The organism is Neosynechococcus sphagnicola sy1, assembly GCF_000775285.1.
GTDB lineage: Bacteria > Cyanobacteriota > Cyanobacteriia > Neosynechococcales > Neosynechococcaceae > Neosynechococcus > Neosynechococcus sphagnicola.
The window spans coordinates 91,151-106,571 of the sequence record NZ_JJML01000007.1 but is presented as its reverse complement, the minus strand read 5'-3'; the positions used below and the strand labels follow the sequence as shown (position 1 = coordinate 106,571).

General features: G+C 50.8%; 16 protein-coding genes and 2 pseudogenes. 12 read left to right on the top strand and 6 right to left on the bottom strand.

The features are described 5' to 3' along the window. Nucleotides 1–61: 61 nt before the first annotated feature. On the top strand, nt 62–1,168 hold the full coding sequence (gene thiO, locus DO97_RS03945; RefSeq protein ID WP_036531263.1) for a glycine oxidase ThiO: 1,107 nt from the start codon (nt 62–64) through the stop codon (nt 1,166–1,168). A 49-nt stretch (nt 1,169–1,217) separates the two neighbouring features. After that, nucleotides 1,218–1,544, top strand: a complete 327-nt coding sequence (locus DO97_RS03940; protein WP_036531262.1) for an ArsR/SmtB family transcription factor — start codon at nt 1,218–1,220, stop codon at nt 1,542–1,544. A 219-nt stretch (nt 1,545–1,763) separates the two neighbouring features. Here the strand turns inward: DO97_RS03940 and DO97_RS03935 are convergent, their stop codons facing one another. Beyond that, complete coding sequence (locus tag DO97_RS03935) at nt 1,764–2,537, bottom strand: hypothetical protein (protein WP_204368465.1); 774 nt, start codon at nt 2,535–2,537, stop codon at nt 1,764–1,766. Nucleotides 2,538–2,680: 143 nt separating this feature from the next. Between DO97_RS03935 and DO97_RS21905 the strand changes: the two genes are divergently transcribed. The 8 genes and pseudogenes from DO97_RS21905 (at nt 2,681) to DO97_RS03900 (ending at nt 10,031) form a co-directional block, all read left to right on the top strand. Beyond that, the gene (locus tag DO97_RS21905) at nt 2,681–2,902 is read left to right on the top strand and encodes a helix-turn-helix domain-containing protein (RefSeq protein ID WP_072016349.1); all 222 of its coding nucleotides are present in this window, start codon (nt 2,681–2,683) and stop codon (nt 2,900–2,902) included. 161 nt (nt 2,903–3,063) lie between these two features. Then, entirely contained in the window at nt 3,064–3,567 is a 504-nt protein-coding gene (locus tag DO97_RS03930; protein ID WP_036531260.1) for a DUF1269 domain-containing protein, read from the top strand. Nucleotides 3,568–3,806: 239 nt separating this feature from the next. Further along, nucleotides 3,807–6,575, top strand: a complete 2,769-nt coding sequence (locus DO97_RS03925; RefSeq protein ID WP_036531258.1) for a cation-translocating P-type ATPase — start codon at nt 3,807–3,809, stop codon at nt 6,573–6,575. Next, a complete protein-coding gene (locus tag DO97_RS03920) occupies nt 6,572–6,772 on the top strand; it encodes a hypothetical protein (protein ID WP_036531257.1) in 201 nt (66 codons plus the stop codon). Before DO97_RS03925 ends, DO97_RS03920 begins: the two co-directional genes overlap by 4 nt. 349 nt (nt 6,773–7,121) lie before the next feature. Then, nucleotides 7,122–7,973: a ParA family protein gene (locus tag DO97_RS28520; protein ID WP_036531255.1), complete on the top strand. Its 852-nt coding sequence runs from the start codon at nt 7,122–7,124 to the stop codon at nt 7,971–7,973. 28 nt (nt 7,974–8,001) lie between these two features. Continuing rightward, nucleotides 8,002–8,505 (top strand): annotated as a pseudogene (locus tag DO97_RS27295) (ParA family protein); the annotation flags it as partial. Nucleotides 8,506–8,507: 2 nt separating this feature from the next. Continuing rightward, complete coding sequence (locus DO97_RS20555; RefSeq protein ID WP_052128348.1) at nt 8,508–9,386, top strand: hypothetical protein; 879 nt, start codon at nt 8,508–8,510, stop codon at nt 9,384–9,386. 423 nt (nt 9,387–9,809) lie between these two features. Continuing rightward, a complete protein-coding gene (locus DO97_RS03900) occupies nt 9,810–10,031 on the top strand; it encodes a hypothetical protein (RefSeq protein WP_036531252.1) in 222 nt (73 codons plus the stop codon). Between the two features lie 21 nt (nt 10,032–10,052). Here DO97_RS03900 and DO97_RS30720 read toward each other — a convergent pair. The 3 genes and pseudogenes from DO97_RS30720 to folK all read right to left on the bottom strand — a co-directional run bounded on the left by DO97_RS30720 (nt 10,053) and on the right by folK (nt 12,699). After that, nucleotides 10,053–11,496: pseudogene (locus DO97_RS30720) on the bottom strand (FAD-binding domain-containing protein). Nucleotides 11,497–11,595: 99 nt separating this feature from the next. Then, nucleotides 11,596–12,150, bottom strand: a complete 555-nt coding sequence (locus DO97_RS03890) for an NUDIX hydrolase (RefSeq protein ID WP_036531251.1) — start codon at nt 12,148–12,150, stop codon at nt 11,596–11,598. Between the two features lie 51 nt (nt 12,151–12,201). After that, nucleotides 12,202–12,699, bottom strand: coding sequence for a 2-amino-4-hydroxy-6-hydroxymethyldihydropteridine diphosphokinase (gene folK, locus DO97_RS03885; protein WP_036531249.1), 498 nt, complete (start codon nt 12,697–12,699; stop codon nt 12,202–12,204). Nucleotides 12,700–12,828: 129 nt separating this feature from the next. Between folK and DO97_RS03880 the strand changes: the two genes are divergently transcribed. Then, on the top strand, nt 12,829–14,031 hold the full coding sequence (locus DO97_RS03880) for a cysteine desulfurase family protein (protein WP_036531353.1): 1,203 nt from the start codon (nt 12,829–12,831) through the stop codon (nt 14,029–14,031). On the opposite strand, the gene DO97_RS03875 is transcribed toward DO97_RS03880, so the two are convergent. Further along, a complete protein-coding gene (locus DO97_RS03875; protein ID WP_036531247.1) occupies nt 14,011–14,709 on the bottom strand; it encodes a pirin family protein in 699 nt (232 codons plus the stop codon). The two genes, DO97_RS03880 and DO97_RS03875, sit on opposite strands and share 21 nt — an antisense overlap. Before the next feature lie 20 nt (nt 14,710–14,729). Then, the gene (locus tag DO97_RS03870; RefSeq protein ID WP_036531246.1) at nt 14,730–14,969 is read right to left on the bottom strand and encodes a CDGSH iron-sulfur domain-containing protein; all 240 of its coding nucleotides are present in this window, start codon (nt 14,967–14,969) and stop codon (nt 14,730–14,732) included. 101 nt (nt 14,970–15,070) lie between these two features. Here DO97_RS03870 and DO97_RS03865 point away from each other — a divergent pair, with 101 nt between their 5' ends. After that, nucleotides 15,071–15,409, top strand: a complete 339-nt coding sequence (locus tag DO97_RS03865) for a winged helix-turn-helix transcriptional regulator (protein WP_036531244.1) — start codon at nt 15,071–15,073, stop codon at nt 15,407–15,409. Nucleotides 15,410–15,421: the final 12 nt, after the last annotated feature.

Sequence of the window (15,421 nt, the reverse complement as noted above, 5' to 3'; positions counted from 1 at the left end):
TATCCCTAGTATTCCCCCACTATTGTCTAGACTGGGAAAGAGGTCTGCATAGATAGTATCCGTGAACGCAAGTTGTGATGTCCTAATTATTGGCGGTGGTCTAATTGGGTTGGCGATCGCCCTAGAGTTGCGATTACAAGGCGCATCGGTTACCGTTCTCAGTCGCAACTTCAAACAAGCCGCCTCCCATGCTGCAGCGGGAATGCTAGCACCCCAGGCAGAAGCTTTGCCCCTCGGTTCCCTATGGGACTTGTCGATCAGAAGTCGCGATCTCTACCCCACGTGGACTGAGAGACTTACCGAGATCACCGGACAGCCTACGGGCTACTGGCCCTGTGGCATTCTCGCCCCAGTGTATGCAGACCTGCCCGCCCCTCCTGAACCCCATGCCAGTTCCCAGCCAACCGCCCAGTGGTTAACCGCATCGGTGGTGCAGCAAAAGTATCCAGGATTGAGCGCTGAGGTGATCGGCGGTTGGTGGTTCCCCCAAGATGCCCAAGTAGATAACCGCGCTTTGACCCATTGTCTTTGGGCAGCGGCTCAACAGTCTGGGGTCAGAATTCAAGAAGGTGTTGCGGTGACTGCGATTCAGAACCAGGGTTCATCCGTGATTGGGGTGGACACCGCTGCGGGTACCTGGCAGGCCAGTCATTATGTTTTGGCAGCGGGTGCCTGGTCAGGGGATCTGTTGCCCATTCCCACCTATCCCCGGAAGGGACAAATGTTCTCCCTACAAATACCGCTACAAAACAGCCATCTCTTGCCATTGCAAACCGTCTTATTTGGGCAAGAAATTTACATTGTGCCTCGGCAAAATGGCCAGCTTGTGATTGGAGCAACCAGTGAGGATGTCGGTTTTACTCCCAGCAATACCCCCGTTGGTGTGCAACAACTCTTAGCCAACGCCATCCGGCTCTTCCCCAGCCTACAAGACTTCCCGATCACCGAGTTATGGTGGGGGTATCGGCCTACGACACCTGATGAGTCGCCCCTCCTTGGTGAGAGTCCCTACGGGAATTTAACTTTGGCCACTGGGCACCATCGCAACGGCATCTTACTTGCCCCGATCACGGCATCCCTGGTAGCTAATTGGGTACTCCGGGGGGATGCCGACCCGCTCTTAGCCGCTTTTCACTATTCTCGGCTGGCGGATTCGAAGACTGTGTAATACTTGCTGTCAGCTTATTTAGAGTCATGATTGGTCGTCATTCAACCCTATGCAAAAACTAGAAACCAAACCATTAACTTTAATTGTTTTAGGGTTTCACGCCCTTTCAGACCCGCTCCGCCTGCAAGTCCTGGATCTGCTGCGATCGCAAGAGCGGTGTGTTTGTGACCTGTGTGAGGCGCTGGAAGTCACTCAGTCTAAGCTTTCGTTTCATTTAAAAGCCCTCAAGGAAGCAGATCTCGTGAGAGCGAGACAACAGGGACGCTGGATTTACTACAGCTTGAATTTGCCGCAATTGGTGGTACTGGAGCAATATCTAGCAGAGTATCGTCGCTTTAGTCCGATGGTACCTGTCCGTGTTTGCCGAGATGATTAACCCTGCCTTAGAGGATGTTTTAAAAGTCTTTCAGGGTGTGTTTCACCCCCCTAGCTACCTAGAAGCTAATTCGAGAGAATCAGGGTTCCAGGGTTTGCGATAGCCGAAGGCTGGTCGGAGACCATCGCGCCTCTGAGTTGTATTTGAGGCTAAAGCCTACCCTTTTAAAACGTCCTCATAAATCGTTGACGCGTATGAGACCGGTAATAATGATTCCTCTCATCTATTTGGCATGAAAATTGTCATGCGCTTAATCACAGCATTCTTGGCCGCTTCCCTTGCTGACGCTTCTATCTCACGTATTCTCTCAGGCGATAGGGGCGCACCTGACTGCACTTCCTCTGGTGTTGCCCCTTCGCCTTCTGAATAGTAGAGATAAATACCTACTGGAAATTCAAGGCGACCTAGATTTTCCCGCTGCTGATCCTCACCAGCAACCAATTGACCTGCATGATTTAACTCGGCTCCATGTTGATAAGCATCAGATTTTGGTGACCAGAGTCGCACACCGCGATCCGTACTGCCCTTGAAAAAGGTGTCCGCCTGACTGCTTTGTTGAGTCGCTACCGATAGGCTAGATAACGGTAGATCGTTGCATCCAGGATATCGGGACAGGAATGACTTGATATCTTGACCTAGATCTAATCGTTTCCCAGGTGCATCTGTTTCATTTTGACAGCTGCTTGAAATAACAAAGAGAAACGAAACTTCACCGTTCAGGAAACTTAATTCTATTGCAGTTTCATCGCCAGCGATAACTGATATAGTTCCCGATCCGATGTTTTGGACAAACCAACCTAAGGTCGTTTTCCCTAATTGCAGATCTCCCAGACCAGTTCCAGGAGTGAGCGTAGCTTGAGCATAGGGATTCAGGGCTTTAAGTTCTGATGAAGATTTTCCAGAACATCCAGTCATAAGCAAAACACAAGCAATGAAGGCAACCATGATAAAGTTATTTGATCGCATCGATTGTCGATGATTACTTAAACCCATTTTGTTTAGATGTAAAGCTTACCACTGCTGTTCTGGGTTTGCTGATAACCGCCCATTCAAGGGTGAAGTTGATCCCCTAGAGATTTTTCCAGGAGGGACTCATAGGAATAGTCTGATGTTTACCACAACATTGGGACAACCCTATGAGCCATAAACATTTTACAGATTCCGAACGGTTTGAGCTATACCAGCTACGGACAACGACACATCTATCTCTGCGGGCGATCGCGCAAAGGATGAATTGCTCCCAAAGTAGCCTATCACGGGAGATTAAACGCAATCAATTTCAGGATGGGAGTTATTTACCAAACACAGCCCAAGCCAAAGCTGAGCAACGTAGACGAGAAGCAAAGCCAAAGCGTTAAGATCAAATGGCGTTATCTTTGTTCTTGCCCGTGTCCAACCGGATCTCTACGTAGCAGTTGAGAGTAGAAAGCCCGATTGATAGCACTGGCACAGAGCATACTGATCCCACGCTGAACATAGCCCTTTGGGTTTTCCAGAATACTCATTCAAGAGGTAGAACGTGGCTGATTTATTTGTGGTTGCTTACGAAGATGAATTCAAAGCTGAGGAAGTTCGTCTTACCTTGGCCCGGCTGCAAAAGGAGCACCTGATTGAACTAGCAGATGCAGCGGTTGTCGTCAAAGACAAAGATGGCAAAATTAAGCTCAAACAAGCGATCGACCTGACTTCCGCTGGAGCAGTCAGCGGGGGATTCTGGGGTCTATTGATTGGCACATTGTTCTTTGTCCCGCTTCTAGGTGCTGCTGTAGGTGCAGCCTCCGGAGCGATCTCAGGGGCTTTGACCGATATTGGCATTGATGACAACTTTATGAAAGAATTAGGCGCAACCCTCCAACCCAGTACTTCGGCGCTCTTTGTCCTAGTCAGTAAGGTTACCCCCGATAAGGTGTTGGAGGAAGTCGCTCCCTTTGGGGGGAAAGTCCTGCAAACATCGCTGACAAAAACCCAAGAGGCAGAGTTACGAGACATTCTCGATCGCCGGGGTATCCCTGCGCAATCCTAGGGTTCCAGAAGCCTAAAATCCTCTCAGCAGCCCATCGGGTAGGATCCTTTGACACCGAATCATGGGGTCTCCCGAAGGGGGTGATGCTTTTGTGCTCAATCCTTCGCGGTTGCTGTGGAGGGTTGAACACAAATATCCCTCACAGGGGGCGCGACGAGTTTTGTGAGGATTGTGGGCACTCCACTCCTGGTAAATTCTGGAGGTAACCTTGATTCGTCACTACGTCGAGAGCAACTATCTTGAGCAACTGGCATCAGCTAGAGATATCGCAGGTATTAGAACTTCTAGGCACCGATGCAAGCACTGGACTGAGCCAGCAAGAGGTGAGTCGCCGTCAGTTAGAGTACGGAACTAACGATCTGATCGAGCGTTCTCTCAAGAGTCCCTGGCAAATCCTTTGGGAGCAACTCACTGCATCGACAATCCTGATTTTGCTGGGGGCTGCCTTCATTTCTGCACTGTTGAGGGACTACAAAGATACCCTTGCAATTCTAGCGATCGTGGTACTGACCATTCTGATTGGGTTTGACCAAGAGTACCGAGCTAGCAAGGCGATCGCAGCCCTAAAGAAATTAGCCGTACCCAAGGTGAGAGTGTGGCGAGCCGGGCAGTGGCAAGAAATTTCAGCCCGAGGAATCGTGCCTGGAGATATCGTCCTATTGGAAGCGGGTAATTTAGTTCCGGCGGATGGTCGTTTAATTGAGAGTGTAAACTTACGGGTTCAAGAAGCAACCTTTACGGGGGAATCACAACCCGTAGAGAAACATACCGCACCCCTTACAGAGCCTGACTTGGCGTTGGGGGAGCGGCGCAATCTGGTTTATCTGGGGACAGTTGCCACCTATGGACGGGGGCTGGCAGTGGTAACGGCAACGGGGATGAACACAGAACTGGGCAGTATCGCCCACCTGATGCAGACGGTAGTGCCAGAGCCTACGCCGCTGCAAAAGCGACTGGATCAGTTGGGGCAGAAACTCGTCATGGCAGCCCTGATATTAATTGCGGTGATTTTGGCGCTGGGGCTGCTGCGGGGTGAAAAGTTTCAACTCTTGTTCCTGACAGCGGTGAGCATGGCCGTTGCTGTGGTGCCAGAGGGATTGCCGGCAATTGTGACCATCTCTTTGGCAATTGGGGCGCAACGAATGCTCAAACACCAAGCCCTGATCCGCAAGTTGCCAGCTGTCGAAACCTTGGGTTCTGTCACCGTGATCTGCTCCGATAAAACCGGCACCCTGACTGAAAACAAGATGACGGTCACCTTCCTAGCTGTCGCCGATCATCGGCTGGACTTAACAACTCACCTGCAACAACATCAGCCCGTCCTCAGTTCCAGTGACGTCCAATCGCCGCTGCTCCTGGGGCATCCTGCCCTGAGTCTCCTCCTGATCGGTGCGGCTCTCTGCAATGATGCCCTGCTAAAACCGGATCCCGATCACCCCCATCATTTCCATGCCATCGGGGATCCAACTGAAGGGGCATTGGTGGTGACTGCTGCCCAGATGGGACTCTGGAAAGCGCGCTTAGAGTCGATTTTTCCCCGCATTGCCGAGATCCCCTTTGATGCCGAACGTAAACGCATGACCACGGTTCATCAGTTGCTAGCTGCCGGTACCCCAATTCCAGATACCCTTGAGCTGCCTGAGTCCTGGCTGATTGCCTCCGGTAGCTCCTCCTATATTGCCTTTACCAAAGGGGGAGTCGAGAGTCTCTTGGAGGTTTCCAGCCAGGTTTGGGTGGAGGGGCAACCCCAAGGACTCAATGGTGATTGGCATCAAAGAATCATGGATACCAATAACCAACTGGCCCAGGATGGGATGCGGGTCATGGGGGTTGCCTTTCGGTTCCTGGAGCCATCTGTTCATAAGCGGCTCAGGGACGAGATCGAGGAGAATTTAATTTTTGTCGGCATCATCGGGATGCTAGATCCGCCACGCCCTGAGGTCAAAGGAGCCATCTTAACTTGCCGGGATGCGGGGATTCGTCCGGTCATGATTACGGGGGATCAATCCCTGACGGCACAACATATTGCCCAGGATCTGGGGATTGCTACCAGCGATCGCATTCAGACTGGGCAGATGTTGGCTCAGCTTTCAGCCACAGAATTGGTAGACCTGGTTGAGGATGTGTCGGTTTACGCCCGCGTGTCCCCGCAGCAAAAGCTAGCGATCATTGAGGCTCTCCAAAGCCGAGGACATATTGTTGCCATGACAGGGGATGGCGTCAACGATGCCCCTGCCTTAAGAAAAGCAGATATTGGAGTAGCCATGGGGATCACGGGTACTGACGTTGCCAAAGAAGCGGCTGACATGGTGTTGCTTGATGACAACTTTGCCACCATCGTCGCTGCCGTCCGAGAGGGGCGGGTGATTTATGACAATATCCGCAAGAGTATTAAGTATTTGCTCAGTAGTAATTCCGCAGAAATCTGGGTGATGCTCTTAGCTCCTGTGGTGGGTATGCCCCTGCCGCTGCTGCCGATCCAAATCCTCTGGATTAATTTGATGACGGATGGCTTGCCAGCCCTTGCGTTAAGTGTCGAACCAGCCGAGCGCAATATCATGCAGCGTCCCCCTCAATCCCCCACTGAAAATATTTTTGCCCGAGGCATGGGCTGGAACATTTTCTGGCTGGGGCTGATTATCACCCTAGGTTGCCTCGGCATCGGCTACTGGTACTGGAAGATGGATCCTGAGTCTAACTGGCAGACGCTCCTGTTCACCACCCTGACCTTTTCTGAGCTAGGAATTGCCTTGGGGGTTCGTTCCGAACGGGACTCGCTATTTCACATTGGGTTGCTTTCCAATAAACCCATGCTGGGAGCAGTGACCCTCACCTTGGGTTTACAACTGGCAGTGGTGTACCTCCCATTTTTGCAAGAGATTTTTCAAACAAAAGCCCTATCCGTTGGGGAGCTAGGGCTGAGTCTATTGGTTAGCACGACGGTCTTGGGAGCTGTAGAATTGCAAAAATGGTTAATCTGGCAAAGATATAGGGAGCGAGGTCAATGAAGACCAAGCATGCAGCTCATGGAGAAAACAAGAGTATCCAGTTCAAGGCGCTGCTAACCCCCAAAACCAGTATTCTGCTGAAGGAAAAGGCAATAGAGATAGGCATAAGCCAGTCAGAGCTGCTGGAATGCTTTGCAAGAGAGCAGCTCCGAAACCTTCAGAAACAGGAGGTCACTCAGATCCTGGGGGAAGCTTGAGAGACCTGATCGCCTCAACTAGGTTTCTAATTGATCAAATCTCAGCCCAAGTTGAATTTTGGAAATCTGTTTTGCAATCCACAGAAGACCAGTAACCTCGCAGCCATCCCTGAGATAAATCTGTTCACATCCTGGTAATGGATGTACAATCCGGCAAAGCACCTGCTATGAATAATGTCCAAGTCCAAACACGCTCAATATGGAGAGGAGAAGTCCCACCGCCTATCGGCGCGAATCACTCCTACGGCAAAAGAAGGATTGCGGTTGCTTGCCGAAGCGAGGGGTATTTCTGTGGGAGAGCTGCTGGAAAGGTTAGGGCGCGGTCACATCACCCTTTAAGGGCAAACTGATGGATCAGAAAGATATAGATGACTTACTTACTAAGTGGGAAGCTCTACCAGGAAATTTGGCTGAGGCAGATCTCAATGCCCATTTTTTCATCCCTTTACTTCACTACCTAAAATTACCTTTCAAGGTAGGCCCAACAATTGGTTCGGGTCTTTCGCCAGACTTCATGGTCTACTCGGCCGATCAACAACCTATTTTGGCGGTTGAGACTAAAAAGAGAGATGCTGCAATTGCGGCAATTCCAGAAGATGGTTTTTCAGCGTTCTGCCAGCAACATCCTCTTTACCGTAATGCAGTAGGATATCCAACCACTGGGGGCAATAACGGCATTAAGCAGTACTTAGGCGAGAAAAATGTTACTCAGAAGCATCTGGCTCCTTTTGGCTTGGTGTTTAATGGTGATTTCTTCCAGATTTGGAGGCGTGTAGAAGGGTTGGTAATGCCATTAACCCCAATCCAAAAAGTGACGCAGAATAATTTACCGAGCTTGATCGGTCAACTGGAATATTGCCTGAGTCGCCTTCATAGAGGCTTGACAATCTCTGTATGGAATCAGAAAGGAGGGGTCGGCAAGACTACCAACACCGTCAATATTGGCGCAACACTGGCAATGCGGGGGAAAAGAGTGTTGCTAATCGACTTAGACCCACAGACAGATCTGACTCAAGGGCTTGGCATAAATCCTGACGATTTTTCAGATCAATTTCTGTCTCTGATGGATCAAGTAGCTCTTAAAGACAATAAGCAGATTAGCCAAATTTTGAAAGACCTCATCCAGCGCAAACAATTCCCCACAACAGAGAAAAAACTATTTTGGGCTAGATGTCTTACCTGGGAACAAGGTTGCACTTGAGAAGTTCAGAGACTCTGATGCTGCTTCTGGAGGTAAACACCTTCAACTAATTCAACAACTTATTCGTCTTCTTAGTAGCGGCTATGACTATATATTTGTCGATACATCGCCAGTGGTAGACAACCTTACTCAGGGAGTTTTATTCGCTTCTGATCTTTTGCTAATTCCTGTAGATTATGATCGCCGTTCTCTCAATCATGGGATTACGTTGTACAACAAAACAGTTCCTAAAATTCAAGAGTTTAGGCTGAAGCAAAGTCCGGTTCATGTTGGGCCTTGGAACCTTGGGCTTGTTTACTCTAACTGTCCAGCTGACGTTGGAGTAAACATTGACAAATTTATTGATCAATATTTTCAGGATTTCAATTTCACAGGGAAGGTATGCAAAGTCAGATTAAGGACATATACCCAAACCAAGGTTGCCGAGTTTCGTAAGGTGCCTGCTGTGTGTTGGCGGGCCTCACCCATCACCAAGCTTTTCGACAGTTTAGTAGATGAAATATTCCTCAAGCATAATTTTGTGGATCACTAACCATGTCAATCCTTCAGCAAGAACGGTCGCCATTAGAGTTTGTGCCTGGTGAAACTCGGAGAATTCCTGTTAAGTTCATCAAAGGTCAGGTGGAGGACTCTCCAGCCCTGATCAAAAATATCGCTCAACACTTAAAGGATTTTCAGCGAAATATTCTGCCCATAGTGGTAAAAGTGCTGGGTGAAGATGATTATGAGGCAGTTCAGAATTTGCAGATTCTAGAGGCTGCTAGGCAGGCGGAAATAGATTTCGCTTGGTGCATCTTAATCAATGATCAAATTCTTCCTAAAGTTCAGCTTGAAATGGGAGAATTGATGACTGTTGACATTACAAAGGGCACTGAGCAGGAGATTTTTGATGTCCTAAGCTTCCTTAAAGCCAAAAATCCAGCTCTTAACAAGATAGATCCTAGTAAGGCGGCGCATGGAATTGTAGACCATAGAATGTTGCATGACATCACTGGCTTAAGTTTCCTAACCAAGCTTAGTTGCGGTCTTAGTGCTGCAAAGCTTCCTTTGGTGGCTAAATTCCTCACATATCCTGATCCACCACCAAGTCCACCAGATCCTGAGAGTATTGATATTACTAAGGCCACAGAGCAAGAGATTTGTGATGTCCTGAATATCCTTAAAACCAAAAATACAGCACTGAAAAATATAGATCCTAGTTTGGTGGCGCATGGAATTATAGGCTATAGAGAGGGGCAAGCTATAGCTAGTTTGAGTTTTCTAACTAAGCTTAAATGTGGTCTTACTGCTACAAGGCTTCCTTTGGTGGCTAAATTCCTCACATATCCCGAGCCGCCACCAAGTCCACCAAAGCCCCCAACGACGACTAAAACTACTAAGACAAAAACCAGCACTACTAGGCGTAGAAGTTAAAGATAGTTGAAATGCCAGAGGAAAACCAAAGCATGACAGTTAGGGAGCTGAGACACCAATTGGCAGTATACGGCGATAACTGCGAAATCGTTTTTACTGGAGGCGTTCTGACTTTTAATCGGGTTAAGCTGAGGATGATCAACTAAAAACCTCGATTGACTGGGGTTTCAGACTGTTACGGCTAAAATGCTTTAAATGCTTATGCAGAAATGCCTTACAGTTTTTATCCTCCCTTAGCAGTTCAGTGCCTCTAAATGAAGCGAGGGGCTTGTGCCTTGTTTTTCGGTCAGCAGCCCAAGGAATTTTTTCGCCATAATGTGATCAATATCATTGATAGTTGGATTCGCGATATTGATTCGCACCATCAGGAAAAGCAACCTTGATTCCTGAAGTTACCCCATCAGTCAGGTTAATGAAATTATCATGTCTACTCCAACCCCCGTCCGCATTCCCAAGGATATTTTTGCTGGCTTAAAGTATATGGAGCGCACCAAAGCCATCCCCTATATTGAGTTACGGGATTGTCAAGCAGTGATTCAGCAGGCCGAACAACTGCATCTGTTCAAACTAGCCCACTGGATCGGCACCCATCCCACGGAGTACACCACCGGCACTCAAATGAAGTCTTTTCAGGTGCAAGATTAGTTCACCGTCTAGCTGCTGTCCCTAGGAACTGGGCATTCTATCCTTTTGTTGTTGATAGTAGATCTTAAATAGGCGCTGCTGTTGATGGTGATCAACAATGGGCAGGGGATAGTCACACTGATGGCAATCCAGGGGAGAAATCTTGCCCGTCACCAGATCTGCGGTTTCCAGACTCCGCAACTCCGGTAGCCATTGGCGAATATACTCGGCTTCGGGATCAAATTTTTGAGCCTGGGTGATGGGGTTGAAAATTCGTAGGGGTCTGGGGTCCATGCCACTGGAAGTGCTCCACTGCCAGCCACCGTTGTTGGCAGCAAGGTCACCATCGATCAGGGTTTGCATGAAGTATTTTTCCCCCCACTGCCAGCTAACTAGCAAGTCCTTGGTGAGGAAATTGGCGACAATCATCCGGCAGCGATTGTGCATCCACCCAGTTTCATTCAGTTGACGCATGGCGGCATCAACCATGGGGTAGCCGGTGCGACCAGCACACCAAGCTTGGAAATAGGCGGGATTGTTCTCCCAGGGAAAGTGCTGCCACAGCGGACGGTAGGGGCCAGCCGCTAATTCTGGGAAGAAATACATGACCTGTTGGTAAAACTCCCGCCAGGCCAGCTCTTGTTGCCAGGTCTGAATACTGGCACGCACCTCATCACTGCGGCAGTCTGCCAAAGCAGTCTGGGTCGCTGCCCAAACAGTACGAATGCCAATCACTCCAAACTTCAGGGCTGGACTGAGCTGGGAAGTGCCCGCTTGAGCTGGGAAATGACGCTGTTCCTGATAGTCGGCGATCGCCTGGGCAGAAAATTCCTGCAAGCGTTCCTGGGCCGCCACTTCCCCTGGCTCCAGCACGAGTTCCTGATCCCAGATAAAAACCGAGATCTGGTGCAGTTGGGAGGGCGATCGCCCCAGCAGTTGAGGCAAGGTCGGCTTCCGTAGGGGTGAGGCCAGTGAAAGAGCCTAATACTGCAACGGGTTCGGCTTTGGCTTGGGTGATCCAATTGCGCCAAAAGGGGGTGTAGACCGTGTAGGGTTGGCCGCTTCCCGTGAGGATGCTTTCGGGGCCATGGAGCAGCTGATCCCACTGGGTATAAACTGGAATCCCAGCCTGCTGTAAGGCTGCTTCAACCGCGCGATCGCGGCTTTGGGCATAGGGTTCCACATCCAGATTCCAGTAAACCGCTTCAGCACTGAGGGCGGTGGCAAGTCGGGGAATGGCTAGAACCGGGTGACCTGAAAGAATTAATAACTGGGAGCCAAGCTGGTGATACCGCTGCTGGAGCTGCTGTAAACAGCCCACCATATAGACCACCCGCACCGGGGCGATGTCATTCCCTTGCAGAATCTGGGGGTCTAAGCAAAAGACACCCACGAGATGGGCACTGTGCTGACGGGCGGCGGCCAGTCCCAGGTTGTCAGCAATTCTGAGGTCGCGGCGATGCCAAAACAGAATCAAGTCAGACATAGTACTCTGTCAATCTTGAGTGGATGGATCAAGAGTTGGAAGGGGGTTAGGTTTTGAGGGTTTTCACCCGCTCAGAAAATCTTGACAAACCCAGAGGGTTCAAGCTGCGGGCAGAAACGGACGTGCCAGGAAGAAGCTACTAATGGATTTGGCATCAATGGGGTCTCCCGCATGGATTCTGGCTTCTAATTCAGCGGGGGTGAGCAGGAGGGTGGCAATGTCCTCATCGGCATCCTGCGCCGGAGGATGCTCTAAGGCTTCTAAGTCCTCCGCCAAAAAGGCATAGATAATTTCATCGGAGTAGCCCGGTGCCAGAATAAATTGCCCCAACGATCGCCAACGGTGGGCCCGGTAGCCCGTTTCTTCTTCAATTTCTCGCCGGATGGTGGTTGCAGGATCTTCGTGGGGTTCCACTGTGCCTGCGGGAAATTCCAACACCCGCCGCTGCATCGCAAACCGATATTGTTGCACCATCACCAATTGCCCCTCAGCCGTCACGGGCACCGCCAAAGCTCCCCCTGGATGGCGGATACACTCCCATTCCCCCTCCGATTGGTTGGGCAACCGGAGGTGGCTGACTTCAAAATTAAACTTACGACCCTGGTAGACCAGACGCTGCTTCAGGAGTTGGGGAGGTTCTTGACCGAGAAACATAGCTTAGGACTCATTGGCTCATCTCTCCTTACTCTATCTGGCATTGAGCCGCTACTGTTGTTCAATCAGATTCACACCGGAGCAGTCGAGTGCTGAGAGCAAATGGGCGATCGCCTGACCGGAGATCGGCTCGACCCAATCCGGGGCAATGGTTGCCAAGGGAACTAAGACAAAGGCGCGGTCATTCATCCGGGGATGGGGAATTTGCAGCTCTGGGGTTCGGAGAATCAGATCATCAAATAACAGCAGATCCAGATCTAAAGTCCGTGCGCCCCAATGCTGCTGACGCTCTCGACCAAACTGGGTTTCAATCTCCAGCAAGGTTGTCAGGAGCTGTGGTGGCGTCATTTGTACCGTTAAAGTGGCGCAGCCATTGAGGTAGTCGGGTTGGGGGGGGCCAAGGGGGCGGGTGCGATACCAGGGCGATCGCCCCAAAAGAGCAACCCCAGGGGTGGTCGCCAAGGTGGTCAAGGCAGCTTCGAGAATCTGCAACGAATCTCCCAAATTACTGCCCAAGGCGATCGCAGCCTGAGAGAGAGAGGGATTCAAGGCCGAAGTCTCCAAGAATAGCTATGTAGGTGAAACATGCTGCATCTCTCCTGTCGATTAACTCTGTCCGGGGCGATCGCATAGACTGATACTAATTCTGTCCTGCTGACGCGCTTCTGAACCTGTGTGATCATCCATCGCCCCATTTATCTTGACTGTCACGCTACCACGCCAGTAGACCCACGGGTGCTAGAGGCAATGCTGCCGTTTTTCACCCAGTACTTTGGCAATGCCGCCAGTGTTGGGCACACCTATGGTTGGGAAGCCGAAGCCGCCATCCAACAGGCACGGGCAACCCTGGCCGAGGCAATTCAGGCCACCCCAGAAGAAATAGTTTTTACCAGCGGTGCTACGGAGGCCAATAATCTGGCGATTAAAGGGGTCGCTGAAGCCTATTTTAGTCAGGGACGCCACATCATCACCGTGCAGACAGAGCACAATGCGGTGCTCGATCCCTGTCGTTACTTACAAACCCTCGGATTTGAAGTTACCTATTTACCTGTCCAAGCTGATGGCTTACTGAATCTGGCAGATCTGGAACAGGCCATGCGACCCGACACGATTTTGGTTTCGGTAATGGCGGCCAATAACGAAATCGGTGTCCTGCAACCCCTAGCAGACATCGGAGCTTGTTGCCGCAGCCACCAAGTCCTGTTCCACACCGATGCGGCCCAAGCGATCGCCAAAATCCCCCTGGATGTCCAGGCCATGCAGATTGACCTCATGTCTTTGACGGCCCATAAAGCCTATGGCCCCAAGGGCATTGGGGCACTATATGTCCGGCGGCAACACCCCAGAGTCCGTCTGGCTCCCCAACTGCACGGGGGGGGGCAGGAGCGGGGAATCAGATCAGGAACCCTCTACACCCCCCAGATTGTGGGGTTTGCCACCGCTGTGGCTCTGGGTCTGGATGAAATCGCCACCGAGACCCAGCGACTGACTACATTACGAGAGAGTCTTTGGCAAACTTTGCAAGAACTCCCCGATATTCACCTCAATGGTCACCCCCTCCAGCGACTTCCAGGTAACCTGAATCTCAGTGTGGCGGGCGTGGATAGTCAAGCACTGCTACTGGGCTTACAACCCGTGGTAGCCCTCTCGTCCGGTTCCGCTTGCACCGCTGCTAAAACGCAGCCGTCCCATGTGTTACAGGCCATTGGGCGATCGCCGGAACTGGCAGCAGCCTCCCTCCGGTTTGGCATCGGGCGATTTAACACCCCCCCGGAAATTGACCGCGTCGCCACTACAGTGATCGCCACCATTACCTCCCTGCGAGGGACAAGTCCCCGCTACCAACCATCCGAACCGCCGCTACTGCAAATCGAACAGTAGGAACTCCGCAGGTTGCTGGCCGACAATTTGCAGCGATCGCTCCTTTGAGATCCCCGCTCCATCCCCCGCCTGCAGGGGGCTTTGATTCACAGTCACCGCTCCCCGAACCACCTGTAGCCAAACCCGGCGATCGCTGGGAATCTCATAGGTCACTGCCTGATCCGGTGCCAGGGTCGCGGCATAGAGACTCATGTCTTGATGAACGGTCACAGTCTCCTCCCGGCCATCCTGGGAGGCAATCAGCCGCAACTGGCCTTGTTTTTCAGCCGGAGGATAAAATTTCTGCTCGTAGCTGGGTTGTAAGTGCAACTGTTCCGGCAAGATCCAGATTTGCAGCAGGTGGACAGCGTCTGTTGGGGAGGGATTGTACTCACTATGGGTGACTCCGGTGCCGGCACTCATGCGCTGCACTTCACCAGGACGAATGATCGTTCGATTTCCCATACTATCTTGATGTTCCAGCGCCCCATCCAAGACATAGGTAACAATTTCCATATCTTGATGGGAATGGTTGGGAAAACCAGCCCCAGCAGCAATTCGATCTTCATTAATGACCCGTAAATCACTAAAACCCATATGCTGTGGGTCATAGTAACTGGCAAAGGAAAAGGTGTGGAAAGAATCGAGCCAGCCATGATGGGCATGACCCCGTTCTTGAGCCGGACGCAGGGTGATCATTTTCCAATCTCCAATTCAGATTAAGAGAGTTTGCTATGGGCTCCATCACAGTAGGGTGGATTACCCGTTTGCTTACAGAGGCAGAACGCAACCGTTTTCTGCTCGGTCAGGGTTACTGGGAGGGGCTTGAGATCTGTGCCTTGATGGGTTCCATCACAGTATGGTTGGTTCTGGGATTGGCCACAGGCACACCACCAGTAAGTTCCAGCATCAAGTTCTACAACAATCGGTCGTTTAGCAGCAATGGTTGGTTTGCTCATCGGATTGGCTAGGTTTCATGGGTTCAGTTTTTACTTTAAAGTAGGTATAAGCTTCAAGGAAAGTATGTACTTTGAAGTAAGATACTACCCAAAAAGATACTATGAGCACCGTCACTGAGCAGGTGCGAGCCTCCTGCCCTGTAGAAATTACGCTTGAGGTTATCGGTGGCCGCTGGAAGGTGCTGATTCTGAGAGAATTATTGGTAGGGGTGAAACGATTCGGGGAGTTATACCGAGCCTTACCTGGTGTTACCCAAAAAATGCTGACCCAACAACTGCGGGAAATGGAAGAAGCCAGATTGGTACATCGACAGGTCTATCAACAGGTTCCCCCCAAAGTTGAGTATTCCCTGACGCCGCTCGGTGAGAGTCTGAAGCCAATTTTGGATGCGATGCATGACTGGGGAATGCAATTCCTCAATCGAGATGGAACCCTTTGAGACTCAACGCCA